Origin of the sequence: Streptomyces sp. NPDC050535 (assembly GCF_044457665.1) — a bacterium.
Classification (GTDB): Bacteria; Actinomycetota; Actinomycetes; order Streptomycetales; family Streptomycetaceae; genus Streptomyces.
This window is the reverse complement of the sequence record NZ_JBITHE010000010.1, coordinates 145427-170105: the sequence shown is the minus strand read 5'-3', so window position 1 is coordinate 170105 and position 24679 is coordinate 145427. Positions and strand designations below refer to the sequence as shown.

The following is a 24679-nucleotide window of genomic DNA, read 5'->3' as shown; positions in this document are numbered from 1 at the left end:
CAGAGCGAGAGGGGGCCTTTGTGTCAGCGTCCAGCGATCTCGTACAGGGTGAGGCCGAGCGCGACAAGCCCGGTGAGTGCGGCGACGGCAGGGAGAGGCCATCGGTTCCTCTTCAGGTTCTCTATCTCGGTCCGCAAGTCGCTGACGTCTTTCTCGGTGTCCTGGCGGAGCTGTTGCAAGTCTCGCTCGTTGCGATCCGACCGCTCGACCAGCACCGCCAGGCTGCCCTTGACCTCCGCGAATCCAGTAGCGACGGTACCGCGGAGTCGCTCCAACTCGATCGCTACGGACGCTTCGGGCACGCTCACTCCCGGGCTCCGTCCTCCGTACGCAGCCATCCGGGAAGCAGCTGCTGCACGCTGGGCAAGGCCATGACCCGGGCGACGCCGCCCGCGATCGCGAGGGCGCCGGCTACCCATGGCAGGGCCGCGGGGATCCCGGAGGCGGCGACGATGCCGGGCAGCGCGACAGCGACACCGACCGTGGTCTGAAGGACGGTGCGCGCGGTGTGCTTGGTGGATTCTCTGGGCATGGGTGTGTCCTTCCAGGTCAGGCAGTGACGGTGAACAGGCCTGTCGACGTGCCGAGTTGAGTCAGCGAGGTTTTGCCGGGGATGCCGTTGGCGTCGTCGCCGGTGTAGCCGAGGTGGCGTTGCCACTTGGCGTAGGCGGTGACCGTGGTGGACCCGAACGAGCCGTCGCCGGCGTACGTCTTGGCGAGGTAGCCGAGCCGTACGAGGGCGGCCTCGGTGAGGTTGGTGCCCGCCATGTAGCTGACGTGGCCCTGCTTGGCGGCGGGGTCCTTCTTCGCCGCGCCGATGAGCCGGGACAGGTCGACACGCGGAATGCTGGGCAGGGGAGTTGGGGCGGGCTTGACCGCCGTGCTCGCGAGCTGCTTCTTCACGTCGGCCCGGAAGTCGTCCATGTCGAAGCTCGGATCGATCTTCCCGGGCTGGACTTCCTTGTGCCCGGCGACCGACTTCTCCGACCAGCCGTGCGCCCGGCACAGGGCAGCCGCCCACAGCACGGCCCTGCGGTACTGCGCGTCCGGATAGGGATCCTTGCCGTTGCCGAGGTTCTCGATCTCCAGGCCGTACAGCAGGTCGTTGCCGTCGGCGTTCGTCTGGTTGTCGGGCGGAAGCGGAGACTTCTCGTCCCGCAGGGCGTTGACGACGTCGAGGTCCACGGAGCCGGCGTGGTTCGTCCGGCCGTGGCCGATCAGCCATAGGCCGTCGGTCTTGCCCAGCCAGGCGTGGCAGAGAGGGCCGGGGAGGTCGGACCTGCCCTTGTAGCAGAGCTCCTTGTCGTCGTGTCCCGCCGTGTGGTGGACCAGCACGCCGATCACGGGGCCGAACTTCTTGCCCGTCGCCGCCTCTCGGTTGTGGGTCTTCCAGCCGGTGTGCTCGCGGTAGGCGAGGCCTTCGGCCTTGAACGCGGCGAGCAGCTGCGTGACGGTGAGCGGTGTGGCCATCAGGCACCGCGCCGTCTGGTCCACGTCGCGGGGTCGATCTCTGTGGGCATGAGTGCCTCCCAGGGCATAGGGAAAGCCCCGGCCTGGTGGCGCGAGGCTGAAGGTGAAGCGCGTGGATGGGCGTGCTCAGCTGGTGAGCAGTGGGAGCAGGCTGTCGGCCATGAACTGGAAGCCAGCGTCACTCATGTGGACCGCGTCCGTGCCGGCCGCGCCGGTGCCGGCGCTCGTGCCCCAGTAGCCGAGGCCGTTCCAGTACGCCCACGAGTTGCGGCCCATGGCCCACCAGTTCACGACCGCGCACCCGTAGACGTCGGCCAGGGCGCGGGCGCGCTCGGCGTAGTCCTGGTACTTGAAGTTCGTCACGTCGTGAGTGCCGAGGTGGGGGGTGGCCAGGATGATGTCGGTGTCCCCCATCGCGCTGCCCGTATCCCGTACGGCCTTGATCCACTTCGCGACGTTCGCCGCCCACACATCGCCGGTCGTGTTCGCGGCGGCGTCGTTGGGTCCGGCCGTGTAGATCGCCAGATCGGCCGGGAAGTCTGGGCCCCCGTTCCATACCGCGTTCAGCGCGGTCGTCGCGTTGAGGCCGTAAGTCGCCGAGGTGGCTCCGGCCAAGGCGCAGTTGTGGACGACAATGCCGGAAGTCTTCTCGCCGGACACGCCGCACACTGAGAGGAACTGGCCAGTGGTCGCGGTGCCCACTTTCACGACGACCGTGTGTTCGACGTCCGACAGGCCGCTGATAGTGGTGGTCTGGATAGCAGCGGTGCCGGATGGCTGGGCAACGGATACGTCAGAGCCGCCGTCGATCGAGTAGAGCATCGCCGGGCGGGTGCCGGATCCCACGACCGTGTGGATCTTGACCACAGTGCCGCGCGCTTTGAACGTGAGCGTCGAGCCGGTGACGTCGTTGTAGATGTAGTTCGCGCCCGGCCCGTACTTGGATCCGCCCTGCACCCATGTTCCGGTCTGGGTGACGACGGCGCCGGCGGTCGTCCAGGCGGCGAGTGCGGCCGAGTCCCCGGACGCGAGGACCGTCGCGGACAGGGAAGTCTGCTGCAGCCCGGATCCCCCGTTCCCGTAGAGGCCCTGAAGTGTGCTGGCCATGACGCCAGGCCAGGACTTCGTGCGGGGGTTGGAGGCGTACATGCCCTGCGTCGCCGAGCCGCCCACTGTCACGATCCGGGCGAGTCCCGATCCGGCCGCGGCCGCGGTTCGCTTCGCTGTCCAGAACTTCCCCCATCCGGGCGGCACGTAGATGCCAGGGCCGTCCGGCGTGCGTGCGTTGGTGTTTCCGAGGATCCGGCTGCGCACCGTGGTGCCGGCGGGGTTGGGGGTGCCGGTGACCTTTACGCCGACGTCCCCGTACACGCGGGTGTTGAGCACCCGGTTGGGCGAGTTCACCTCGATCGTGTTGGCGTCGGCGTACAGGCGGCAGTTGGCCTCCGCGTACAGCAGGCCGCCGTGCTCGACGGTGTTGTTGAAACTGTTCGCGCCGAAGGTGAAGGCCGTGAGCCCGGCCGCGTTGCGCAAGCTGACGTGGTTGAACCGGAACCGGTTCGAAGATCCGTAGTCGCAGTCCAAGAGCTTGTCGAAACCTTCGAGGTTGATCCCTTCCCAGTTGGTGTGGGAGGTGCCCCACCCACCAACGCCGGTGATGCGGATACCAGTAGCCCCGGTGCCATCGGTGATGGCCTCGCACATCCGGAACTCCAGCTGGTTCATCACGCCGGAGGAGGTCGTGCTGGCGATCTCGTAGGCAACGCCATTGTCGCCCTTCAGGTCGACGAACACTCGGTCGAAGATCGAATCCCCGGGGTTGAAGTCCCCGTGTTCTGAGTAGAGACGGACCCCATTGCCGACTCCGCCGATCTCCACGTTGGTGCACACGGACCTGAAGGCGGACCCCAGATTGAGTGCCCACCCTGTGTGCGATCCGTCCCATGGGCCGTTGATCTGCACGTTGGTCAGGGTGGAGTTCCAGAACGAACGATGCCCGCTGAGCTCGCCGTTGGTGGTACTGGACGTGATGGCGTCGGTGGCGCCCTGGACGTCGATGCCGATGTCCTGCAGGTGGAACCGCACGACCTTCGACAGGTGGATGGCTGCGGCCAGGCCGGGGCCAGCCTTGATCATGGTGGCTCGTGCGCCCTGGCCGCGGATCGTGATGCCGATCTCGACGTCGACGTCGTCGGTACCCTCCACCGAGATCAGCCCGGTCGTATCGAAGTCGCCGACCGTCAGCAGGATCTCGCCGCCGCCGTTGTCCCGCGCGTCGTTGATCGCCTGCTGGATCTGGACGTGGTCGGCGGTCCCGTCACACACGTAGGTCGCCGCTGCGCGTACGTCGGCGGGTGCGGTCGCCGAGGCGACCACGCGGACGAGGGAGGAGAAGGATCCACCCCCGCCGCCTGAGGTCAGGTTGTGGGCGGACACCCAGGCGCGCGACGTGCCGCCTGAGTCGGCCCACATGCCGGTCACGCCGTCAGGTCCCTGGAACCTCGGCAGTGCACCGTACTCATTGGCGGCCACCGACGTGGCCGGTGTGCCACCTGAGATCAGCAGATCTGTGTGCTGCGTGCCCTCGGTCGGCGCGTCGTAGAACATGACGGTCGCGTTGGCGGCGACACCCCACAGGCCGTCACTCGGGCGGACGATGAAGTCCCCGACGCCTGCCCCGAATTCGTTCCGTGCCATCTCAGTCCACCACCCAACTGATCCCGCTCGCCGGGAACACGCTCTCCCCGTTGGAGATGGAAGGTTTGTTCGTGATCCACACCTGGCCCGGGCGGTCGTCGGCGGCGGAGTAGATGATCAGCCGGGCGATCTCGACACCCGAGACGTACGCGAGCGCGTACTGGTCGCGGCTGGGGTGGCGGTACGCGGACGGGATGAGCACGGGCAGCCGGCTCTCGGTGTCGGCTGCCAGCGTGCTGCCGACGCGGCGGAAGCCGCCGAGTCGCAGATGCACCGCTCCGGAGCGGACCTCCAGGACAGATGAGGCGACGCTGTCCCACCCGGCCACCAGGGCGTCCAGCGTGACGGTCCCGCTGTTGGAGTAGACGATGGTCCAGGCGTCGCCGTTCCAGGCGCGGATGCGGCCGGTGTCGGTCTCGAGGCACATCTCGCCGACGACCGGGTTCGGGTTGCGGTGCGAGGAGAGGGCGGGCCGGATGCGTGCGCCGATGTAGGTCTCGGCACGAGTGACGCTCACCGCGGCCGCGCCGTTCAGCACGGTGACCCCGGCGAGGAGGACCTCGTAGACCCCGGTGTCTCCGGTCTGCTGGGTGAGCGGCGGTGCCCCGGCTCCTGGCGTGCCCGCTTTGACGACGGCCCGTACGGTCCAGGTGGAGCGGTCCAGGCGCAGGACGACGCGGTCGACCCTGGTCGAGCCCGAGCTGTTGGCGCCGACCGCGAGGGCGACGGTGGACGGGCCGGAGGTCCAGGCGTGCCCGCGGACCGAGGCGTGGGCGTCTGCCCTCACGTTGACCGTGAGTCCTGTCCCGGCGGAGACGACGGCGGTGTCGGTGGGTGCGCCGTCGACCCCGTCGTCGGAGAACCGGCCGGCCATCGCCTCGTATTCGGTGTCGTTCACCGCCCGGTCGTTGTAGCCCGGGCTGGGCCACGAGAGCTGAGCCACGTGCTTACCTCGCTTCGATTCGGCCGAGCCTGCGGCCCAGCTCGCGTAGGAGCCGCACCATCTGCGGATCGCTGGTGGCCTCGGGCGACCCGATCAGGGTGGTGACGTACTCGCCGGATTCAGGGGTGGCCTGCAGGTGGATGGACTGCACGGTCTCGACGACCTCGAGGCCGGTGGGCAGCTCGACGGTGACCCGGTCGCCGAGGCCGTAGTCGTAGCCGGCGCGCAGGTCCGCGGTGTCCACGGTGACGGTGGAGAGTTCGACCTGCGCGGCCCCGTCGCTGAGCGCTGCATGGCCGGCGTCGGTGAGCAGTCCGTCGGCGTCGGTGTCCTCGCTCGCGTCGACGAGCTTCTCTACCCGCCACCACCCTGGCGAGGGGACCGCGTCGACGACCTGGACGAACTTGCGGTCCGCCGGGGACTCGACCTCGCCGCCCTGCACCAGGGCGTGCGTGATGGTCGGCCCGGACAGCTTGGACCGCACCGCCCGCAGGTTGCCCAGCCCCACGGAGAATCGCGCGGTGGCGGTACGGTCCTGCAGTTCGTAGCAGCCGAACAGGATCTCCCCGCCGGCCATGCGGGTGCGGAACCCGATGGGGATGAAGCGCCTAGCCACGGAACGGCAGACGTCCAGCAGCGGTTCGAACCTCGTCTTCACGCCCATGGTGAAACCGATCCCGGCGACCGTGTCCAGGGCGAGGTGCGGGATGCGGCGCTCCGCCCTGGCACCAGGCCCGCAGTTCTCATCGACGAGCGTGCGGATGATCTCTTCCGAGTTCATGGGCAGGAGCGTCCGCGACCCGAGGTCCGGTTGTGCCGACCACGCCGAGGCCGGGGTGGGCCAGGTGATGTAGCCCGCGATCAAGGCGAGGTCGTCGGAGAAGTTCACGGTCACCTCGCCGACGCCTGGGCTGCCGTCGATGCTCCACGCGTAGTCCTGTGGAATCTCCAGCGGTCCGGACGTCCACACCTGCCCGTCGCGGACGACCACGAGGCGGTGGCCCGGCTGGAGTTGTGTCATGACCTCGGGCCGCGCCGGTGCGGTGAACCACCCGGACGCCGGCTCGTTGAAGCGGGTGGTGCAGTCGAGCTCCGTCCACCCGTCGATGGGGTCGCCGGTGACGGCCATGTCCGCGTCGAGGATCAGCAGTTGGATCGCCATGTCAGGCCGTCTCGTATCGGGGACTGAAAACGAGGTCGACGGCCGAGCCGGCTCCGGACCCCGACAGGGTGAACGTGACGCGGTTGTCGCCGGGGGCGAGCCCCCACAGGGTGGCGCCCGGCCAGTCGAGGGCGCCGAACCAGTTGTCGCCGTTCTCGTAGCGGACCGACGGGGGGTCGGTGCGGATCGACACCTGTTCGCCGGCGAGCAGGTTGCCGTGCCCGATCGCGCTCGCGTCGGGATCCAGAGTGAAGGCCTCGCCGGTGTCCCGGTGGGTGAACTCGATCAGGCTGGCGGGGCCGGTGATCAGCCATGTCGGCCATACGTACACGTCGCCCGGGTTGTTGACGGTCGTGTCCCCGAGCACCTGCGAGGAGGACACCGTGGGGTAGGGGTCGAGGAAGTCGCCCGGCGCGTCGGCCTCGCGGTGCACCGGCACCGGTACCGCGTCCACCCAGTACGGGTCTTCGCACCACAGCGTGAGGACGGCGCTGTCCCAGGTGATGCCGGTCGCGGTCTGTCCGCGGCCGTCCCACCCGCTCTGGTAGTAGACGGCGATCCAGCGCACGGTGCCGTCCGGGCGCGCCACCTCCAGAATCCCCGGGCCCTCCCGCAGGGTGCGCGTGAACGCCCTCCCGAGCGCACGCCAGTTGGTCGTGAACGCCATGTGGTCGGCGCCCTTGACCAGGAGCGGCCACACGATGGTGCGCGGCTGCGGCTGGACGTGCCGCAGCCGCGCGCCGCCGCGCGGGTGCGGGTCCGAGGTCAGCGTGTACGGCGCCGCTCCCATGCCTGACACGCCCTCGGCGAGGGTGTACCAGTCGGCGGTGATGTCGGTCATCGGCCACCGGGTGCCGGACGGGTCGATGTAGGTGATCGCCGCGTAGCCGATCTCCGGGACGTCGACCGGTGGGGTCTCCGGTACTTCCGGTGCGACGTACGGCGCTGTGATCAGGGGCATCTACCTGGGCCTCCCTACGCGCTGGCGTGCTTCTTCCTGCCGCTGCAGGAGCCGCAGGTCCTCCACGCTGATCACCGACTGGCGGGGGTAGACGTTGTACGCCACCTGCGGACGGTCGCTCACCGCCGCTACCGTGCTCGTCGCCGGCGCCGCGGGCAGGCCCGGGCGGGGTGCGCCCCGCCCTATCTGCACGCGGCCGTCGTTGAGGGCATCCATCAGGCCAAGGCCGTACTTGCGAACGGCCGCCGACTGCACCACGTACTCGGTGTCGGAGACACCCGCCACCGCACCGGACCCGAACATCGCCAGGACGCTGTCCGACGTCGGGCTTCCCGGGCCCTGGACGTAGCCGCCGTACGGGAAGTACTGGATCTCGCCGCCCGACGCGTACCCGCGTACGCGTCCGCCTGCTGCGAGGTCGGGGCGGTGGGCGGCTGGAACCGTCTGCCCCGGGCGGCCGACCGTCTCGAAGTAGGTACGGACGTACGTGTTGGACACCTTGCCGTCGAGCGCGTCCAGCTGCCGCCGCGCCTCGCGGATCTTCGCTTCCAGGTCCGAGATCTCCGCCCGCACCTTGGCCTTTCGCGAGTCGGGGACCTTGGACAACTGGCCTTTGGCGGACTTGAGCTTGGCCTCCAAGTCCTCCAGGTTGCCCCGCAGTTTGGCGGTCTTGTCGGGGGTGGCGAGGATCTGGTCTGCCAGCCTCTTGGCCTCCTCGCGGGTGAGGCCCATCTGCTGTGCGGTCTTGAGGAGGGTCGCGCGGCCGCGCTCGTAGATGCCGTTGACCTCGCCCCATGAGGCACCGGACTCCCGTGCGGCCGCGGCCGCCGAGTCCGTTTTGGACGCCAGCTCGCTGAGCGACTGCGCGGCCGTCCGCTGTGCCTCGGTATTGAGGGTGAGCTTGTTGCCCTGCATGTCCAGGACGCCGGCGTTCTCCGCGGCCGCGGTGGTTGCGGCATCGATGGCGGCCTCGAACCCGATCATCCCTGTGAGGCCGCTGCGGTTGACCTCGTTCAGCGCCTCGATCGCCTGGCGCAGTCCGTCGGCGGACGTTTTCTGCTCGTCGAGCTGCGCCTTGACTTCCTGCGCCTGGGTGCCGAAGAGTCCCATCGACTGCGCGGCGAGCTGCTGCTCGAGGGCCTGGCCTGCTAGGGCAGCTTTGTAGTCGTCGAGCTGCGCCCGGACCTCGTCGGCGGTGTAGCCCTGCTTGCGCAGTGTCGCGATGACGTTGTTGAGGGCCGCCGCGGCGAGCTCGGTCTTGCCGCCGGACACGAGGTTCACGAGGGCCTCGTCGATCGCCTCGAAGTCCGCCTTGGCGTTCTTGACCGGGGTGGAGTCCATGCCGATCAGACCGGTCAGGAACTGCTGCGCCTGGTCGAGGCTGCTCGGCCGGGCGAGCGTACCGAGGGCGTCGGCCAGCCCGCCCAGGTCGGCGCCGTACACCCGCAGTGCCTCGCCGCTGACCTTGCCCGTGTCGCCGAGCGTGGCCAGCGAGGTGGTGAGTTTGTCGACGTCGGCCTTGGGTTCACGGCTCGAGCTGGACAGGGCATCCAGCGTGATCAGCAGCAGGCCGATGCCCGTGCCGGCCATGGCAAGTCGCGCCCCGCGCGACAGGGCGCCGATCGCCGCGGTGGTTCCTGCGAGGGCACCGGGCGTGGCCGCGGCCGCCGTACGCATGGCGATGATCTGCCCGCCCAGGGCGGCCATTCCCGCCTGGGCCACGCCGATTCCTGCGCCGGCTAGTTTCACGACCTTGATGGCGATCGCCAGTTGCAGCAGCGTGGCGATCGCCTCGGGCGGGACCGCGGACACCACACCCGACAGGGCGTTGATCACGTCGAGCATGCCGACGCCGACCTCGGAGCCCGCCTCCAGGACGTGCAGCAGAGCCTCGCCGACGTTCTCCAGGGTGTCCCACACGACGGGCCCGTTGGCCTCGGCGTAGTCGAAGAACTGCGACAGGCCGGAGCTGTCGTACTCGCCGGCATCCAACTTGGCCAGGAACACCGTGAGCTGGTCGACGCCGCGGCGCATGGTCCGCTCGGTGAAATTCGTGAACCGGTTGTTCAGTGCGTCGAACCCTGGCGTGCTGATGCCGCCGCCGACCATGGTGATCAGCCGGTCGAACTGGGTCGACGCACCCCGGACGAGGCCCGACGTCGTGGGGAGGAGCTTGTTGGCGACGGCGACGCCCTTGGTGAACGGGCCCATCACGTCGCCCGAGAGCTCGTCGGACCAGTCCTTGAAGTCGGCCTTCAGGATGCCTACCGCAACGGCTGCCTCGCGGGTGGCGGGCGGGAGCTTGTCGAGCTGCCGCTGATACTCGGCCTGCGCCTTGACGGCCTCCTGCGAGGCGGCACCCGATGTCTCGACGGCCGATCGCCACTTCTTCTCCGCGTCAGCCGCCTCGCCGATGGCCGCGATCTGCGGTCCCAGCGCGAGCCCGTAGGCGGCGGCCGCCACGGTCACCGCTCCGAGCTGGCCGGCCAGAGCTGCCGCGGACCCGGCGAGGCCCGCGGCCGCGGGGATCGCCGCCGGTGCGAGGCTGATCAGGCTGGCCTTGAGGGACTCGCCCAGCTTGTCGGCCGAGTCGGACAGTGAGCGGAACGCGGAGCGGGTGCCGTCGGTGCTGCCGGCGAGACGGCGCTGCGCCTCGTCGGTGGTCAGGAAGCGGCCCTGCAGGTCGTGCAGCCTGCCGTCCGCGTCTCCGGTGATCCCCGACATCTGCAGCCGCAGACGGTCGGCTGAGTCGGCCGTGCCGTTCATGACGCGCGTCAGTTCGTCGCGGCCGGCGAGGGTGAATGTCAGGCGCTCGGGCACCGGCTCACCCCCTCGTCATCTCGTGGCGGCGTGCCGGTCGATCCACGCGACCAGGCGCAGGAACCGTTCGACGGGCAGCCGGTCGAACTCGCTCGGCTGCATGCTGAGGTAGTGGTAGAACAGCGGCTCGTACTGTTCGATCAGTCCGCGGAGTCCGCCCGGCCCCGTGCCAGGTGGCCTTTTCCCAGGGCGTCGAGCGCGTGGTCGACGTCGGCCCGGTCGTTGGCCAGTTTGCGCAGGTGCGGCAGGGTCGCATCGATCGCGGCGTCCTCGTTCTTAGCGAGGGCCTCGACGATGATGTGGTCGAGGACCTCGTCAATGTCGCTGCGTTCGATGCGCGCTTTGAGCCGGCGCTTCCACCCGGGTACGTCGAAGTCGCTGAACGGGAGCTCCGGCGTCGCACGTCGGCGGAACGCCCACAGAATGGCGCGCATGGCGGTGGGATCCTGGGCCCGGAGCAGGTCCTCGATCCGACGCCACGGCACATCGCCCATGGCGGCCTCGACGGCGGCGGCCTCGAGCGCCGATAGGTCGTCTGTCGACAGGGTCTCGACGTCGCCCTCAGCGGGGGTGTGCGTGATGATCATCCGTTGTCTCTCTTCTCACTGGAGGTCCCGGCGGACATCGCCCAGGACGCGTTCGATCTCGGCGCGCATCCGTGGCGTGCCGGCTGCAACGGGGCCTGACCACCAGCCGGTTGGCCGTGCCCACTGGTTCGTCCACCGCTTGGTGTTGCCGAACACCGGGTGGCGCAGGCGGCCTTCGTTGATCCGTGAGGGGACGCCCATGGTCACGCCCGCGGGCAGGCGTGAGGAGTCGAGCCAGACACGGGCACCAGGGGTGGCACCCGTCCGCACGCTGATACGCACGGCTCCCGCGATACCGGCCCGCAGCGGCCGCGTGGTGGCCGACGGCCCCCCGCGCTTCTTGCGGCCGGAGCCGGGCAGCTGCACCGAGCGGATCGAGCGTTGGAGATCCCGGTGAAGTGGCTCGGCCGCGCGGCGGATCCGCCGACTGGTGTTCTGCCGCAGCCGCGGACCGCCCGCCCGCCGCAGCTGGCGGGACAGGTCCGTCAGCTGCCCGGTGCCCAGGATCTGCACCGTGGGCATATCACGCCGCCGGGATGGTGACGTTCTCGGCGGGCTCCGAGGTGATGGCGAACTGGGCCATGATCTGGGCGGCCTGGTCGAGTTCGCGGATCTTGGCCTGGGACATGACCGTCACGGGGTAGACATCCATCGTCTGTCCTCCGACGTCGCCCTCGTCCATCCAGATGATGAACCCGGTGTCCTCGCGCTGCAGCAGCGTGCGGACGTCGTCGCCGTCCTTGCTCGCCCAGAACGTCAGCGAGCTGTCGGCGGCCGTGATCTCGCCGCCCACGACGGGCGTGAAGCGGCTACCGAGGGCGGCGGTGGGCACCGTGCCGGACGTGGTCTGCCAGCCGCCCATGGCCCCCGTCTCGCCCTCCAGGGCGGTACCCGCGTTGATCTCCGAGCGGCTCGGTGCGCTCTTGTTCGCGACCGTCGGCGCCCAGATGACCTTGGTCGTCCCGCGCCGGTAGTAGCGGACCGACGCGTTGATCGGCGTGGCAGCCATCAGCTCTCATCTCCTGTCTGCCGACGGCGCTTCACCGTCGGCTTGCGCGGGGCGGGGACCTCGTCGGCGATCTCCCAGCCGGATGCCTGGTAGTGCGGCACCGAGCTCTCGCGCACCGTGATGTGCTCGCCCGGAAGCTCGGAGTGGGTCATAGTCACGTCGCTCATGCGACCGCCACCCGGATCACTGCGACCTCGACCGAGGTCACACCGTCGTACGTGATGTTGGCGCGGCCGGTGGACGGGTTGCGGTAGGCGTTCGTGACGGGGATCGCCTCGGTCACGCCGGCCGCCACCGGGATGGCCCGGTCGGCGATCGCCAGTCCGTCGACAGTGCCCGGGGTCACCAGGGTCACCGTGTGGGATCCGGCGTCGCCGTTCTTCACCAGCAGCAGCACACCGGCCCCAGTCAGGCAGGTGTCCCCGCCGCCCGCGGCCGGGTCGAAGTCGACGGCCAGGCCGGTCAGCGGTGGCACCTGTGTGGGTAGTGCAGCCATGCGTTACCTCCTCGTGAAGCCGCGGCCGGCTACCGACAGCAGCAGCCGGGCGTGCGCGCCCTGCTCGGTCTGGTCCTGTATGAGCCGTGTGCCGGCGACGGCGATCTCGATCGAGGGCAGGCCGAGGCCCGGATCGGCGCGTAGCCAGTCCTCGACGCGCGCGCCGATCTCGTAGGCGCGCCGGCGTGCGGCGACGACGTCCTTGTCACCGCGGTTGGCGATCGCCGCCACGGTGATCTGGAACTCCTCCTCGCGGCCGCTACCGAGGTCGGACCAGCCGCCCACGGTCTGTGCCGCCTCGAAATCTCCGTCCGGGTCGCCGTCGAACCCAACGACAAGCCAGTCCGGGGCGGCGTCGCCGGTGACCTGCGGGCCGTCCGCCACAACCACGCCGCCTTTGCCGTCAGGGCCCGGCTCGTACTCCGGCTCGAGCTGGCCCAACGCCACGAGCGCATCGATCACTTCGGGAACTCGGGATGCCATCTACGCAACTCCTGGGGGCAGTCGGTACGGGGCGAGCAGTTCGAGGACGCGGTTGGGCACGGCGTAGCCGAATCCGGGGATGGGCTGGCCGACGCTGTAGTCCTCGCCGCCGCCGGGCAGGCCGCCGCTGCGGCCCGGGCGCTGGGTGCGCCACAGGTGCTGGACGAGCATCCGCGCGGCGAGGTTGACGGTGGGCGGCGTGGGGGTCCTGCCGGCCTGCAGGGTGAACAGCAGCAGGCCGCGGAACCAGCCGCCGTCATGCCGGCGGACCTCCCCGGTGTCCGGATCCAGGACCAGGCCCCCGACGGGGTAGGAGACACCGCCGGCGAGGAGGGGTTCCACCGAGGTCAGGGACAGGACCGGTGTCGTGCGCAGGACCAGGATGCGGCGCCCGTGCTCCGCGTCCTGGCGCTCGGTCACCTCGCGCGGTTCGACGGGCCCGATGAACTCCTCGATCACCGGACTGACCGCGTCGACGTACGTCTGCAGCTCGGTGTCGTCGGTGTCGCTGGTGAGGTTGAGCTGCAGCTTCGCCTCGGCCAGGGTCAGCAGTGCCACACCGGCCCCTAGGTCCTGGAGATGGGCAGGACGTTGGGGAACCCGAGCAGGATGACGGCGCCGTAGATGCCGCCGGTCGTGGTGCCCGAGACGGTGGTCACCGCCCGCAGGTAGCGCGCGTTGCCGATGTAGCCGACCTCGTAAAGCTTGTCGTCGTCCGCCGCGACGATCGAGGGCAGTGAGCCCTGTAGGTCGGCCGCGGGCGCGGCTCCCCACGTCGCGTTGTCGTCGGACACCTGCAAGGTGATGGCGTGCGTGCCATCGGTGATCGTTCCGGCGTGGACGATCAGGGCTGCCGACTGGTACCACTCGTTGGTGCCGGACGCGCCGGACAGCTTCCGGTCGACCGAGGTCCCGTTGGCTGTCGCCGTACGGAGCGCGATCGCCAGTGAGACGCGGGCACGGACGTGTGTGTAGACGGATCGCTTCACTTCGCGTCGCCTCCTGCCGGTGTGCGTGCCGCCGTGGTGGTCTTCTTCGCTGCGGTCTTCTTGGCGGCCGCGGCGGGCGGCGGTTCGCTGCTGCCGGCGTAGCCCTGGATGTCGGCGTCGGAGGGGCCGGTCTCGGCGGCCGGTACAGGTTCCGGTGCGGGGGGTTCGGTCTCCTGCGGTGTTGAGGTGGCCTGGGAGGGCTCGAGGGCCTGGGGGATGACGACGGCCTCGAACAGCTCCTCGCGGCCCTCCACCACCACGTCGTGCGCAGCGACGAGATCGCCCTTCACGACGTGCCGGTTGCCCGGCGCCCAGAACGTTTCTTTCGCTCGGTACACGGGTGCTCCTGGAACGAGGAGGGCGCGGCCGCTGTGTGCCGGCCGCGCCCTGGGGTGGGTTGGATCAGGTGACGTTCAGGAGCCGGAACGCGTCCGCGTTGACGACGTCGGCGCCGACGCGCCAGTAGGCGAACCAGCCGGCCTCACCGGTCGGGCGGCCGGACGCGCCCTTGACGAGCGGCTCGTAGACCATGGTCATTCCGACCCGGTCGACGATGTAGTAGTTCCGGAAGTCGCCGAGCAGGAGCGTGTAGTTGTCGGCGCCCGCGTTGATCACGCCGTCCATCGCGGAGGCCTCGTTGATGGGTGCGCCGAGCAGCTGCTCGGGCTGGCCCATCCCGAGGTTCGCCCAGAAGCTGGAGCCCCCGGCGGTGTCGAACTGCCGCGTCTTGTTGATGATCGGCTTCGCCGCCATCCACGACGGCCGGCCGGTGATCCGGTGGCGCGGCGGCAGGGCCTGCTCGACGGCGTACACGTCGGCTACCGCGTAGGTGTCGGTGGTCGCCGAAGCCACGACCGAGCCAGCCACCGCGGCGACCGCCGGGACCACGCCCTTCGGTTTGCCGTTGCCGTCGCCCGTGGCGAACGCCGTGGCCTCAAGGCGGTCCTTGGCGTCCGCCAGGAGCGGCCCGACCTCGGTGGCGAACCCGGAGTCCGCCAGGACCTCGAACGAACCCTGCACCCACGCCGACGCCTTCTCCGGCTTGATGGACGGCTGAGAGAAACCAGGCGAGTTGTCACCCACCTCGTTGGCCTCGGCGAGCCACGACGCCGTGACGCCGGCGCTGGACACGCCGTTCCACGTGTCCGTGGTGATCGTCTTGATCGTCGACACCTGCCGGAACGGGTTCGCGCTGCCGGCGTTCGTGAGGATGATCGTCGGGTCCAGGGTGAACGGCACGAGGAAGCCGCCCGCCGCGTCGGTCAGGGTCATCGCCCGCCGGTGCGCTTCGGCCAGCCGGTATGCCGCGGTCTCGTCCGCGTCCAGGAGCGCGGGGTTGCCCGCGTTCTCCAGCAGGGATTCGAACGCCCGCAGGTACTCGTCCGATCCGGTCAGCAGCAGGTGCTGCGCGATCCGGCCGCGCCGGTCGGAGCGGACCAGGCGCTCGACGCGCTCCTGCTGGTCCTCGGTGATCATCTCTGCCGCGAGTTCCACCGCGTACAGGGCGCGGCTGCGCAGGTCACCGCGGATGTCCCGGTCGTTGAGGTTCGCGCCGCGGATGCGGTCGAGCTCCTCGTAGGGGTTGCCGCGCTGCCGCATGAAATGCGGGCCGTCGCCCTCGGGCCGCTCCTGGCTGCCCGGGACGGTCGCGGCCGCGCGGACGGCGTCTACACGCCGCTCGTGCTCGACCTGCTCGTCGTAGGCCTCCTGCGCGGTGTCAACCTCGGTGAGGAGATCCCGCGCCCGGGTGACCTGCTCCTCTTCCGGCTCTTCCAGCTCCTCGAGCTCGAACAGCTCGGAACGCAGCGCGTCCAGGCCTTCCTTGAGCTTCTCGCTCTTCTTCTTCCGCTTGGTGGTCACAGAGCCCTCCTGGCCTTGATCTCTGCGCGGAGCTTGATCCACGCGATCTGCTGCCGAGCGGAGTGCCTTGCGGGCGGGTCCTCGGCGGCGGGCCCCGGGTTGGGGCCGCCGGCGGCCGGCGGGTCCGTCGGAGTGCCCTGGGCGGGCGGGTCCAGCGGAGTACCGGTCCGAAGCATCTGGGCGAGTTTGTCCCGCTCGTCGGGGGACAGCTCGGCGAGCAGGGGCATGACCTGCTCGGCACGGACGCCGATCACGGCAGCGTCCGGGTAGGCGGGGAACGGGGTCGGCCCGTACTCCCGCAGTTTGATCTCCTGGCGCCGTACGGTGCGCAGCTTGCCGCTCGCATCGGCGCGCCAGCCGCCGCGGGGCGAGCGGCCGGGGTCGGAGCGTACGAACGCACCGCTGAACGACTGTGCACTGATGCTGCCTTCGCGGATGTTCTCCAGGACCTCGTCGGCCAGCTCGGTCTTGTTGTAGCGGGTGACCGTGAGCAGGCCGCGGCTGTCGGTCTTGATCTCCACCGGCGCGCCGATCGGCATCGCCCCACGCTCCGAGGGCGTGCCGAACAGGGTCCGGCCGTGGTTGTAGAGCACCCCCACGCGCCAGGTGGTGCGGCTGCCCGCGGGGGCCAGCTGGTTCAGGGTGCGCTCGAACGCACGGCGGTCGATGTCCTCGTTGTAGTGGCCGTCCTGGTCGTAGATCTCCGTCGGGGTGTCGAACACCGCGGCGTAGGCCTCGACCGTGCGGCCGTCACCGCCGGCGCGGACATGGATGTCCTCCAGCGGGAAGCTGCGAACGAACGCTTCCATCACGGCTCCTCCGTTGGCTCTGGGGCGGGTGAACTGGGCTTGCCGCTCCCGGGCTTCTGCAGCTGCACGGAGTACAGGCCCGAGTGCTTGAGCAGGGTGAAGTCCTCGGCCTCCACCGCGGCCACCACGGAAGCGGGCTCGTAGCCGGCGTCGACCAGCGCGCGGATCGTGCGGGACTCCAGGCCCTGGATCTCCGCGGCCGCCTGCCGGTCCTCGCGCAGCCACGCGATGTCCCGGGTGTCGTAGAACAGCTCGGCGCCGGCGGGGACATCGATGAGCGGGGCGAGGGATCCGGCGGCCTCGCGCCACAGCGGCCGCATGGTGCCGTCTGCCAGACGGCGCCTGCTGCTGGCGTAGTTGCCGGCGTTCAGCGACGATCCGGCCAGTCCCTCGGAGAACCCGACGATGACCGAAGGGACACCTGCGGCGGCCGCGAGACGCGTCTCACCGGCGCCCTGCGTGGCTTTGAAGTCGAGTTGGTGCAGATCCTTGCCCACGACTGTGACGTCCGCGCCACCGCCCAGGTAGAGGGTTTTGTAGGCGGTGTCCACGCCGCGGTGCTGGGAGTCCATGAGCGCCTGGAACTTCCGAACCTTGTCCGGCGTCACGGACGCGTCCATGGATACGACGACCTGCGGCGATGCCCCGTTCTCGAAGAACTTCAGCTTGTGCCGGGTCGCCGCGGTGTCGCCAACGATCTCCCGGATCACGGGTGTCAGCCACGACATGCCGCGGAACTGGAACTCGGGGTCCGGGTACGGCGCGAAGTGCCCGACCTGCTCGGGCAGCAGGAACCACGGCTCGCTGCCGGTGGGCGGGTCGTACATGTAGCCGATCAGTTCGGAGTCGATCGCCTCGCTGGCGAGGTTCGGTTCCTCCTCCGAGGCGGTGATGATCGTGACCCAGTCGGGTCGCAGCATCTTCAGCCGGCCGGGGTTGTAGTTGGTGACGTACCCGTTGCCCTCCAGGTCGGCGTTCTGGATGTACCGGGACAGGAGGTTGCCGGTGGTCCCACCGGGCCACGGCGTCTCGAGCGGCCCCAGCGCCGGCGTACCGAACAGCTCCCCCGGCCGGCCGTTGCGGATCTGCCGGAACTGGAACCGTGCCTCGCTGAACAGCAGCTGCCGCACCGCCATCAGCGCGAACACGGGCCCGTTGCTCTTGTACGCGTGGCGGACCTTGGCCTCGAACTCCTGCGGGAGCGGGCGTTCCTTGCCGTCGATGGGCCGGCCGGTGCCGTAGTAGATGTTCCCGCCCACCGACCACGACTCGTCATCGCGTGAGGCCGGCCGCCGTGCGTGCTGCCACAGGCTCGTCACTGCCTGCCCTCCGTCTTGGGCCGCCGGTCCTCGATCAGCGCGACGGTCAGACCGGGCGGCGAGGCCTGCCAGGCGGTCACCTGGTAGACGACCTGGTCCGCAATCGTGATCCGGTCCCCGTTCACCTGCAGTTCGTGGCCGCAGGCCGCGGCGATCACCTCCAGGGAGATGCACGCCAGCCGCGGCGCGTGCAGAATCCGGATCCCGCCGGGCACCCTCTCCAAGGTCACTTCACTCGTCATCGTCGTCCCCCTTCTCCGCCTCGACGTCGACGACGAAGAGGAACGTGGCCGCGGTCAGCGCGCCGCCCGCCATCAGCCCCAGGCCCGTCCCGAACTGCACTCCCGTGCCCGCTGAGAGGCCCGCGCAGCCTGCCCAGTAGCCGAGGCGGACCCGGGCCAGCCTCGACCACCGGGTCACCCGTAGAAGCCCCACGGCTCCGCCTCCTCAGGCTCGACGTCGTGGTACATCTCCCACCCCCACACCGCGTAGGTCGCGGACACCAGCGGGCTCACGTCCACGCCGTCGCTTTTCCTCGTCCACGCCCACGCGTCGCCCAAGTCGCGTTTCTGCGCGCCGGCGAGCGCGGCAGTCAGCGGGGCCTGACCGATCTGCCGCAGGGTGCCGTTCTCCACGTGGTCGTAGAACCCGCCGCAGGCCTGCGCGAGCTGACGGACCTTCGGGCAGATGACCAGCTCAGAGCGGTCCTCACGGTCCTCGTCGTCCTCGTACGCCAGAGCCTTGCGCAGCGCGGGCACCAGCGAGCCGGCCGGACCGCCCTCGTCGATCACCCACGCGCAGGGGCTCCACTTCTGGTCACGCTCGAGGACGTACTGCACGACCCAGTCCGTACCGGGCCGGTGCTCGACGACCTCGGCATGGACGCCGTCCCCCGACGCGCCGGCCACGGAAATCGCCGTCCACGTCCTCTCGGGGTTGGTGTCGATGGCGAACCCGACGGGATCCTCCGGCTTGGACGTGCCGGTCTCGCAGGCCTCCCACTTGGCCTTGGAAATGACCTGCCAGGTCTCGTCTGTGACCTCGGGGTACTCGCCCACCCCGAGACGCTCACGGTCATACAGATCAGCCCGCATGCTGCGCCGCTCCTGGAGGACGTACGCCGTGCGGATGCGGATGCCGAGCGCGGGGTTGGCCCGGGCGATCGAGGCCTCGCTGTCGCGGTCGTCGTGTTCCTCGCAGGTGATGCGGCCCTCAGCGTCCTGCGGGCACTCCTTGGCGTGCGGCGCGATCGAGTACTCGAGGTAGGTGAGCGACGCGTCCGGGCCGTCCTTGGCCAGGGCCCGGGCACGCAGCAACGCCAGCTGTTCGCTCTCGGCACCCATGCCCGCGCTGCCGGTGTAGACCAACTGCGGGTTGGGGCGGGCGGAGAGAACCGGCATGAGGGCGCCGATGGGGGCCGCCCGCAGCTTCATCGCCTCGTCCATGAGGACCAGGTCGCCAGAGAACCCTCGGCCGCTGTCACTGCCGCGCGCCAGGAAGCGGATGCGGGCGCCGTTGAAGAACGTGAACCCCTCTTCGCCGTGCGAGCGTTTGACGGTCCTCACACGGCGCGACAGGGCGTAGGAGCCCTCGATCATCTGGTCCAGTCGCAGGAACGATTCCTGCGCGGTGTTGAACTGATGGGCGGTGTGGATGACCAGCTTCCCGCCGAACAGGATGACCTCGCCCAGCTGCCTGAGCTCCAGGAACCCGCCCTTGCCGTTCTGACGGGCCACGTTGAGGACGACGTCGAGGGATGCCCACCGGCCCTCGTCGTCCTCGGCCAGAGAGTGGTGGAAAGCCAGCCGCTGCCACGGGTCGAGGACCACGTGGGCGTCCTCGGCCAGGTCGATGCACTCCTTGCCGGCAGGTGAGGTGAAGTCGAGCGCCTCCCGGTCCTCGGCACCGTCCCACCGGCCGGTGTCAACGCGGCGGCGCCAGGGCACCGACAGGATCCGCGGGGTCTGGCTGCCGATCATCCGGCGCCTCCGGCAGCCCTGGCCCTGGCCTGCCGCTCCTCACGCTGCTGTGCGACCCGGTCGTGACGGTCGCCCCGCTCCGTGGGGGGAGCGGCGGCCCGTACGACGGCCATGGCCTGGCGCAGCTCGCGGGCGACGGCGGCGGCATGCCGAGGGTCGCCGGCCGAGTCGAGCTCCTTGGCGAGCCGGACGGCCGCGGCCGCCTGGGCGTTGGTGGCGGACAGCACGCCGAGCTCGTCGAGCTCTGACTTGGTGGCGCGGGTGACGTCGCCGGCTCGAAGGGTGCGGCGCCGAGGCTTGTCGTCCATGATCACCCTCCGTAGGCAGGGCCCGAGGGCAAGTGATCATGGGCCGCTAAAAGGGCCGAACCTGGTTCGGGTGGATTAGCGGACGGGGCCGCCGATGATCATGGCCGCTAATTCGGTCGAACTCGGTTCGGCCGCATTAGCGATCGCCGCGGGGAGAGAACCGGGCGACAAGGGCTTTTGGGTCGCCCGGCTCCTTGATTCACGTCCGGTCACGGCCCCCCTCCCCTCCACCACTCGACGCCTCGGGAAGCGGGCGAATCGGACACAATCGACGGCGGCCGCGCTCCCCTGACACTCGGCACCGGCCGGGCCGGGTCACCACTCGCGTGACGTCTGCGCGGTGACCGGGCGCGACCCGCCGCGCCGGTACTCCCGGTACCACCGGGTGACCACGCCGTCCATGGCGGGCGACCGCATGGCTGCGACACGCTCGCGCACGACCTCTTCACCCGGATCGACGACGATGATCTTGGCGCCCAAGTGCCGGTACTTCGCCCGTGCCTTGGGGCTGGGCATGGTGTGGATCAGGAACACATCGGTCTCGTCCAGGTGCTGGACCGCCTCGTCAATGGCTGCGTACCGGGCGCGCTGGGCGATGCGTACGTGGATGCGGTCCTGGGACCACTGGGGTGCGCCCGGGCCGGTGAGCGCGAGGGTGATGCGGTCCAGGTCGATGACGACGTCCTTGGCTTTCGCGTGGGCCTGGATCCAGGTGCTCTTGCCCGAGGCCGGCGGGCCGGTGATCACGTAGAGCACGGTCACCTCCGCGCGTGCGTGCACCAGCGGTGGCCGCAGTCGATGATGTCCGGGTTGCTGAGCTCGTCGACGAGGCTGGCGGGTGGTCTGCTGGGCGGCAGGCCAAGGCTGTCCTCCAGCCGCCGCGTCACCGCGTAGGACGCTCGGTCGTGCGTCTCGCAGCGCCGGGCGATGCGGCGCAGCAGAGTCTCAAGCACGGTGCTTCACCCGACGGGCAGCTCGCCGACGGCGAGGGCACCGGCGACGCGGGCCCACATCTCGGCGAGGCGCAGGGCCTCGGTGGACCGTACGCCGTGGAACTGGGCGAGCCTGCGTTCGTCGGCCATGCGGTCGCGTTGCCAGGCGTTGTCACTGTTCTGCCGGGCGCGGGCGTCGTCCTCGTGTCGGATGGCCTGGTCGTACTCGGCGGTGGCGCGCTCGGCCCAGCCGAACGCGTGGGCCTGGGAACGGCGTTGCTGCTCGGCGCGCCAGGCTCCGTAGCTCTGATCTCCGTCGCTCATGGTCACCACTTCCGGGATGCTCGGGCCGGGGCGGCGGTGCCGATGCGGTTGCCGCGCTGTGAGTTGCAGCGTCGGTGTGCGCTGCGGGCGTTGGCGGGGTCGAGCAGGTCGCCTCCGCGGGTGAGCGGGGTGGCGTGGTCGAGGGTGAATGCCCACCGGTCGCGTTGTGCGGCGTAGCCGGTGAGGGTGTAGTCGATCTCGTGGCCGCAGATCCAGCAGGGCAGGCCTAGGGCGCGCTGCTGTCGGCAGAGGGTGCGGTAGCGGCGCCCGTTGCGTGGGTTACGGGCCACGGGCGCCTCCTGCTACAGGTCGTTGCCGAGGACCTCGCGGCGGGCGGTGGTGGCCTTGCGGTTGAGGGCGCTGGTCATGCGCACGGCCGCGACGGTGGAGAGGATGCCGAGGACGAAGAACAGGACCTCGGTGATCACGCTGACGACCGAGACGTTGCGTGTGGCGTTCGTGATGATCGCCATGATCACTCCGCCGGAGACCCAGGCGAACCAGATGCGGAACTTCTCGACTCGTACAGCCTTCTGCACGTCGCTGTAGCTGCTGGCCATCGCTTCCCCCTGCGGTGTGGTCTGAGGGGGCATCATGGCGCGGCGCATGCGATGCGTGATGGCAGTGTGGCCGTTCTGTGACGTCCCTCGGCTGCCTACCGGCTGCCGATGCCCACGAGGCGTAGGGCGCGGCCGCGGGTGGCGTACTCGGCCCGGGCGAGGTCGGCGAGGTCGTACAGCGGCCGTCCATGGTCGTCGAGGCCTGCGGGGTCGAGGTGGCCGCGGTGGGCCCATGAGCGGATGGTGGCGGCGGTGACGGTGGCCGTGCCGATGCTGACGGCCTGGCGCCAGCCGGTGGCGAGCTCGGCGGCCTCGGTGGCGGTGTAGAGGGGTCCTGCCATGGCGCGGCCTCCCCACGGGACGAGCGCAGCCCCGGACCGGAGTGGTCAGGGGCTGTGAGGGTTCCGTATGGGCACACGTGTGCGGTTGACACGAGTGTTGCGCTAAGTGGCGATCTTTGTCCAGCAGGAACGCGACGACCCGCCGCGGTCAGGTGCGCGGCGGGCGGTCGTGACTCCGCGTGAAGCGGCCGATCTGAGCCTGGAGCGCCGCCAGTTTGGCACGGGGGTGTGACATCAGGCGGTGCGGCTGCGGCGGTACCCGCGCCGCCCGTCGAGGGCCTGGGCGGCGGTGTGGCCGGTCCAGCGGTTGACGCCGTCGCTGGTGTCGTCGGGTTGGGGCCAGCGGCCGCGTGAGCGGTCGGCGCGGATGGTGGCGGCCTTGATGCCGATGCCGGCGGCCTCGAGTTCCTGGGCGGTGTAGAGGCGGTGGGGTTCGAGGTCGGTGGCGGGCTCCTGGCGCTCGATGTGGTCGCGGATGAAGGTGTCGACGTGGGCGGGGTCGTAGAGCTTCCAGCGGCCGCGGCGTTGCGTGAGGGGGGCGGGCCAGTCGGGGTGTCGTGTCCAGGTGTTGCGGACGGTGGTGAGGGGGTGTCCGGTGCGCTGGGCGATCTCGGCGACGGTCTCGGGGGTGCGGACTACCATGAGGGTCTGTCCTTCCTTGAGAGGGATGGATCGACCGGTGAGGGTTTCGCAACGGCGCTTCGTGCCGAGGTTTCGGCCTGGCCCTTGCCGGTCTCGTGTCTTCAGTGGGGCCGCCCCCGGCTGGGTGCCGGGGGCGGTCGTTGGATCAGTCAGCCTCGTTGATCACCAGCCAGCGAGCCAGGGTCGTCAGCGCGGTCTCTGCGTGGAGCAGGTTGGCGCTGGCTCCTTCGGCCCTGGTGTCGTGGTACCTCGCTGCACAGAGTGCGTAGAGGTCGATGGCGGCCAGGAGGTGGATGCAGCCGCTGTAGAGCTGTATCGCCTGGAGGTCGCCCATCGGCTGCTCGCCTGCCAGTTCAGTGACCCGCCGGATTGCGGGGACTGCGTCCGCTGCGGGGATGTGCTGGTCGGTCGGGAGACCGATCGGCACGGGGAGCATCCCGCAGACGTCGACGAGGATCGTGTAGACCGTCGAGATCGCGTGGGCCAGTTCGCCCATGACCTCGTCGTCATGATCAGCCATGACTGTCCTTCCACTGTTGAGTTGAGATGGATCAGAGTTCGGGGTTCGCAGCCCCTCCCTCATGAGTAGTACTTTACAACACTTGATTAGTGGATTGCAACACCTGTGGGCGATCAAAGGGCCCCCGATTCGTGCAGATCGGGGGCCCTTTGGCGGTGTCAGGCGCGCTGCCAGCCGGACAGTCGGTCGTCGTCTCCGACGGCGGCGGTGAGGCGCGTGCCGGGGAGCTGGGCGACGGGCACGCCGAGGGCGTCGGCGATCTCTGCGGCCGGGTAGCGGGCGGGCTCGGCGCGCTCCTCGGAGGGCGCGTCGGCGACGATCTCGGCCTGGTCGCCGTGGAGCAGGAGGACGCGGACGGTGGCGCGGTCGGGTGTGGTCATGGTGGTGATCCTCTCGTGGACGGTGATGAGCAGGGCGGTGCGGTAGAGGGCGGGCATGACGCGTGCTGCGTGGGCGGTGTACTCGTCGGGGGTGAGGAGCTGGCCGCAGACGGTGCAGTCGATGTAGGTCTGCCAGTCCTCCTGGACGAGGCCGAAGGCGCCGCAGCCTGGGCACGGTGCGGGCCTCGGGCGGCGCTGGGGTTCGGTGCGGGTGATGGCGCGTACGCGGCGGATGAGGTCGGCGAGCTCCTGGTGCAGCTCGGCGATCCAGGGCCGGGTGAGGGCGTAGGGGAGGTGGGCTGCGAGGTAGCCGCCGTACGTCTCGCCGGGCCGCAGCCGGGGCAGGGGCCGGCCGCGCTCGTCGGCGAGGAGTTCGGCCCAGGCGCGGATGAGCGCGTGGATCGGCACGGGGCCGCCCTGGTCGCCGGACGGGTCGCGTACGGGGCCGGGGGCGGCGGGGCCGAGAAGGGTGAGGACGTCGCCGCGTACGGGGAGCGGTGCGTGTGCGCGGCCGCCGCGGGGGCCGCCCTGGGTGGCGCCTCGCTCGTGCTGCAACGACGCCTGGAGGAGCGGGAGTTGGCGGGCGAGCTCGCGCAGCCAGCCGCGGATGCGGTGTTCGCAGCGGCCGCATGCCGCGCGGTGCGCCTCGTCCGGGCGCAGTCCGCGGCCGCAGGCGGGCACGAGGCAGCTACTCACGGTCGGCCTCGACCGGCGGGTGGCCCCTGAGGAGGTCGGGGATCGGGGTCCTGCCTCGCCGTCGGCTTTGTCGGTCCTGCCCGAGGAGGACGTCGCGGAGCTGGTCGAACGTTGCAGTGACCCGGGCGACGGATGTGTCCATGGCGTCCTTGGTCACCTCTTCCAGCTGTCCGAGCTGCTTGGCCACCTCGGCGGAGAACGCCTCGTCGGTGAGGAGCGGGACGAGCTCGCGGGCGGTCTTGATCTCGGCGCGGAGGTCCTTGAGGGTTCCGTGTGCCTCGCGTATCTCGGCGCGCAGTTGGTCGCGGAGCTCTTGCAACTGCTCGGCGGTGGGGTCGGCCATGAGGGTCTCCGTACGGTGGCGGGCGGTCATGTGTACTGGCGGGTAGGTG

General features: G+C 70.1%; 34 protein-coding genes. All 34 read right to left on the bottom strand.

The window, feature by feature from the left end:
- Nucleotides 1-23 precede the first annotated feature (23 nt).
- The 34 genes from ACIBLC_RS23215 to ACIBLC_RS23050 all read right to left on the bottom strand — a co-directional run bounded on the left by ACIBLC_RS23215 (nucleotide 24) and on the right by ACIBLC_RS23050 (nucleotide 24630).
- On the bottom strand, nucleotides 24-308 hold the full coding sequence (locus ACIBLC_RS23215; RefSeq protein ID WP_399213042.1) for a hypothetical protein: 285 nt from the start codon (nucleotides 306-308) through the stop codon (nucleotides 24-26).
- The gene (locus ACIBLC_RS23210) at nucleotides 305-532 is read right to left on the bottom strand and encodes a hypothetical protein (RefSeq protein ID WP_399213041.1); all 228 of its coding nucleotides are present in this window, start codon (nucleotides 530-532) and stop codon (nucleotides 305-307) included. Before ACIBLC_RS23210 ends, ACIBLC_RS23215 begins: the two co-directional genes overlap by 4 nt.
- 17 nt (nucleotides 533-549) lie before the next feature.
- Nucleotides 550-1470, bottom strand: coding sequence for an N-acetylmuramoyl-L-alanine amidase (locus ACIBLC_RS23205; protein ID WP_399213040.1), 921 nt, complete (start codon nucleotides 1468-1470; stop codon nucleotides 550-552).
- 126 nt (nucleotides 1471-1596) lie between these two features.
- On the bottom strand, nucleotides 1597-4167 hold the full coding sequence (locus ACIBLC_RS23200; RefSeq protein ID WP_399213039.1) for an SGNH/GDSL hydrolase family protein: 2571 nt from the start codon (nucleotides 4165-4167) through the stop codon (nucleotides 1597-1599).
- Between the two features lies 1 nt (nucleotide 4168).
- Nucleotides 4169-5110 carry a hypothetical protein gene (locus ACIBLC_RS23195; RefSeq protein ID WP_399213037.1) on the bottom strand — a complete coding sequence of 314 codons (942 nt, stop codon included), beginning with the start codon at nucleotides 5108-5110 and terminating at the stop codon, nucleotides 4169-4171.
- Nucleotides 5111-5114: 4 nt separating this feature from the next.
- A complete protein-coding gene (locus tag ACIBLC_RS23190) occupies nucleotides 5115-6272 on the bottom strand; it encodes a siphovirus ReqiPepy6 Gp37-like family protein (RefSeq protein WP_399213036.1) in 1158 nt (385 codons plus the stop codon).
- A 1-nt stretch (nucleotide 6273) separates the two neighbouring features.
- Nucleotides 6274-7233 (bottom strand): phage tail protein, encoded by a 960-nt coding sequence (locus ACIBLC_RS23185; protein ID WP_399213035.1) that lies wholly within the window; start codon nucleotides 7231-7233, stop codon nucleotides 6274-6276.
- A complete protein-coding gene (locus ACIBLC_RS23180; protein ID WP_399213034.1) occupies nucleotides 7234-10053 on the bottom strand; it encodes a hypothetical protein in 2820 nt (939 codons plus the stop codon).
- Between the two features lie 140 nt (nucleotides 10054-10193).
- Entirely contained in the window at nucleotides 10194-10640 is a 447-nt protein-coding gene (locus tag ACIBLC_RS23175) for a hypothetical protein (protein WP_399213033.1), read from the bottom strand.
- A gap of 15 nt (nucleotides 10641-10655) precedes the next feature.
- Complete coding sequence (locus tag ACIBLC_RS23170; RefSeq protein ID WP_399213032.1) at nucleotides 10656-11162, bottom strand: hypothetical protein; 507 nt, start codon at nucleotides 11160-11162, stop codon at nucleotides 10656-10658.
- Between the two features lies 1 nt (nucleotide 11163).
- Nucleotides 11164-11649: a hypothetical protein gene (locus ACIBLC_RS23165; RefSeq protein WP_399213031.1), complete on the bottom strand. Its 486-nt coding sequence runs from the start codon at nucleotides 11647-11649 to the stop codon at nucleotides 11164-11166.
- On the bottom strand, nucleotides 11649-11816 hold the full coding sequence (locus ACIBLC_RS23160) for a hypothetical protein (RefSeq protein WP_399213030.1): 168 nt from the start codon (nucleotides 11814-11816) through the stop codon (nucleotides 11649-11651). The genes ACIBLC_RS23165 and ACIBLC_RS23160 overlap by 1 nt, the downstream gene beginning before the upstream one ends.
- Entirely contained in the window at nucleotides 11813-12145 is a 333-nt protein-coding gene (locus ACIBLC_RS23155) for a hypothetical protein (RefSeq protein ID WP_399213029.1), read from the bottom strand. The genes ACIBLC_RS23160 and ACIBLC_RS23155 overlap by 4 nt, the downstream gene beginning before the upstream one ends.
- 3 nt (nucleotides 12146-12148) lie before the next feature.
- Entirely contained in the window at nucleotides 12149-12628 is a 480-nt protein-coding gene (locus ACIBLC_RS23150; RefSeq protein WP_399213028.1) for a hypothetical protein, read from the bottom strand.
- Entirely contained in the window at nucleotides 12629-13186 is a 558-nt protein-coding gene (locus tag ACIBLC_RS23145) for a head-tail connector protein (protein ID WP_399213027.1), read from the bottom strand.
- Between the two features lie 8 nt (nucleotides 13187-13194).
- Nucleotides 13195-13617, bottom strand: coding sequence for a hypothetical protein (locus tag ACIBLC_RS23140; protein ID WP_399213026.1), 423 nt, complete (start codon nucleotides 13615-13617; stop codon nucleotides 13195-13197).
- Entirely contained in the window at nucleotides 13614-13955 is a 342-nt protein-coding gene (locus ACIBLC_RS23135) for a hypothetical protein (RefSeq protein ID WP_399213025.1), read from the bottom strand. Before ACIBLC_RS23135 ends, ACIBLC_RS23140 begins: the two co-directional genes overlap by 4 nt.
- Before the next feature lie 64 nt (nucleotides 13956-14019).
- On the bottom strand, nucleotides 14020-15477 hold the full coding sequence (locus ACIBLC_RS23130) for a phage major capsid protein (RefSeq protein WP_399213024.1): 1458 nt from the start codon (nucleotides 15475-15477) through the stop codon (nucleotides 14020-14022).
- Nucleotides 15474-16286, bottom strand: a complete 813-nt coding sequence (locus ACIBLC_RS23125; protein WP_399213023.1) for an HK97 family phage prohead protease — start codon at nucleotides 16284-16286, stop codon at nucleotides 15474-15476. Before ACIBLC_RS23125 ends, ACIBLC_RS23130 begins: the two co-directional genes overlap by 4 nt.
- On the bottom strand, nucleotides 16286-17605 hold the full coding sequence (locus ACIBLC_RS23120) for a phage portal protein (RefSeq protein ID WP_399213022.1): 1320 nt from the start codon (nucleotides 17603-17605) through the stop codon (nucleotides 16286-16288). The genes ACIBLC_RS23125 and ACIBLC_RS23120 overlap by 1 nt, the downstream gene beginning before the upstream one ends.
- The gene (locus ACIBLC_RS23115; protein WP_399213020.1) at nucleotides 17602-17847 is read right to left on the bottom strand and encodes a hypothetical protein; all 246 of its coding nucleotides are present in this window, start codon (nucleotides 17845-17847) and stop codon (nucleotides 17602-17604) included. Before ACIBLC_RS23115 ends, ACIBLC_RS23120 begins: the two co-directional genes overlap by 4 nt.
- Entirely contained in the window at nucleotides 17837-18040 is a 204-nt protein-coding gene (locus ACIBLC_RS23110; RefSeq protein WP_399213018.1) for a hypothetical protein, read from the bottom strand. The genes ACIBLC_RS23115 and ACIBLC_RS23110 overlap by 11 nt, the downstream gene beginning before the upstream one ends.
- Nucleotides 18022-19584 (bottom strand): terminase, encoded by a 1563-nt coding sequence (locus tag ACIBLC_RS23105; RefSeq protein WP_399213017.1) that lies wholly within the window; start codon nucleotides 19582-19584, stop codon nucleotides 18022-18024. The genes ACIBLC_RS23110 and ACIBLC_RS23105 overlap by 19 nt, the downstream gene beginning before the upstream one ends.
- Complete coding sequence (locus ACIBLC_RS23100) at nucleotides 19581-19892, bottom strand: hypothetical protein (RefSeq protein ID WP_399213015.1); 312 nt, start codon at nucleotides 19890-19892, stop codon at nucleotides 19581-19583. The genes ACIBLC_RS23105 and ACIBLC_RS23100 overlap by 4 nt, the downstream gene beginning before the upstream one ends.
- 315 nt (nucleotides 19893-20207) lie before the next feature.
- Nucleotides 20208-20648: an AAA family ATPase gene (locus ACIBLC_RS23095; RefSeq protein ID WP_399213014.1), complete on the bottom strand. Its 441-nt coding sequence runs from the start codon at nucleotides 20646-20648 to the stop codon at nucleotides 20208-20210.
- Nucleotides 20649-20650: 2 nt separating this feature from the next.
- Entirely contained in the window at nucleotides 20651-20845 is a 195-nt protein-coding gene (locus tag ACIBLC_RS23090; RefSeq protein ID WP_399213013.1) for a hypothetical protein, read from the bottom strand.
- Nucleotides 20846-20851: 6 nt separating this feature from the next.
- On the bottom strand, nucleotides 20852-21148 hold the full coding sequence (locus ACIBLC_RS23085; RefSeq protein WP_399213012.1) for a hypothetical protein: 297 nt from the start codon (nucleotides 21146-21148) through the stop codon (nucleotides 20852-20854).
- A gap of 2 nt (nucleotides 21149-21150) precedes the next feature.
- The gene (locus ACIBLC_RS23080) at nucleotides 21151-21438 is read right to left on the bottom strand and encodes an HNH endonuclease (RefSeq protein WP_399213011.1); all 288 of its coding nucleotides are present in this window, start codon (nucleotides 21436-21438) and stop codon (nucleotides 21151-21153) included.
- Between the two features lie 12 nt (nucleotides 21439-21450).
- Nucleotides 21451-21708: a hypothetical protein gene (locus tag ACIBLC_RS23075; RefSeq protein ID WP_399213010.1), complete on the bottom strand. Its 258-nt coding sequence runs from the start codon at nucleotides 21706-21708 to the stop codon at nucleotides 21451-21453.
- Nucleotides 21709-21803: 95 nt separating this feature from the next.
- Nucleotides 21804-22049 carry a MerR family transcriptional regulator gene (locus ACIBLC_RS23070; RefSeq protein WP_399213009.1) on the bottom strand — a complete coding sequence of 82 codons (246 nt, stop codon included), beginning with the start codon at nucleotides 22047-22049 and terminating at the stop codon, nucleotides 21804-21806.
- A 234-nt stretch (nucleotides 22050-22283) separates the two neighbouring features.
- The gene (locus tag ACIBLC_RS23065) at nucleotides 22284-22691 is read right to left on the bottom strand and encodes a hypothetical protein (RefSeq protein ID WP_399213007.1); all 408 of its coding nucleotides are present in this window, start codon (nucleotides 22689-22691) and stop codon (nucleotides 22284-22286) included.
- 145 nt (nucleotides 22692-22836) lie between these two features.
- On the bottom strand, nucleotides 22837-23211 hold the full coding sequence (locus ACIBLC_RS23060) for a hypothetical protein (RefSeq protein WP_399213006.1): 375 nt from the start codon (nucleotides 23209-23211) through the stop codon (nucleotides 22837-22839).
- A 158-nt stretch (nucleotides 23212-23369) separates the two neighbouring features.
- Complete coding sequence (locus ACIBLC_RS23055) at nucleotides 23370-24287, bottom strand: hypothetical protein (RefSeq protein ID WP_399213005.1); 918 nt, start codon at nucleotides 24285-24287, stop codon at nucleotides 23370-23372.
- The gene (locus ACIBLC_RS23050) at nucleotides 24280-24630 is read right to left on the bottom strand and encodes a hypothetical protein (RefSeq protein ID WP_399213004.1); all 351 of its coding nucleotides are present in this window, start codon (nucleotides 24628-24630) and stop codon (nucleotides 24280-24282) included. Before ACIBLC_RS23050 ends, ACIBLC_RS23055 begins: the two co-directional genes overlap by 8 nt.
- Nucleotides 24631-24679 lie beyond the last annotated feature (49 nt).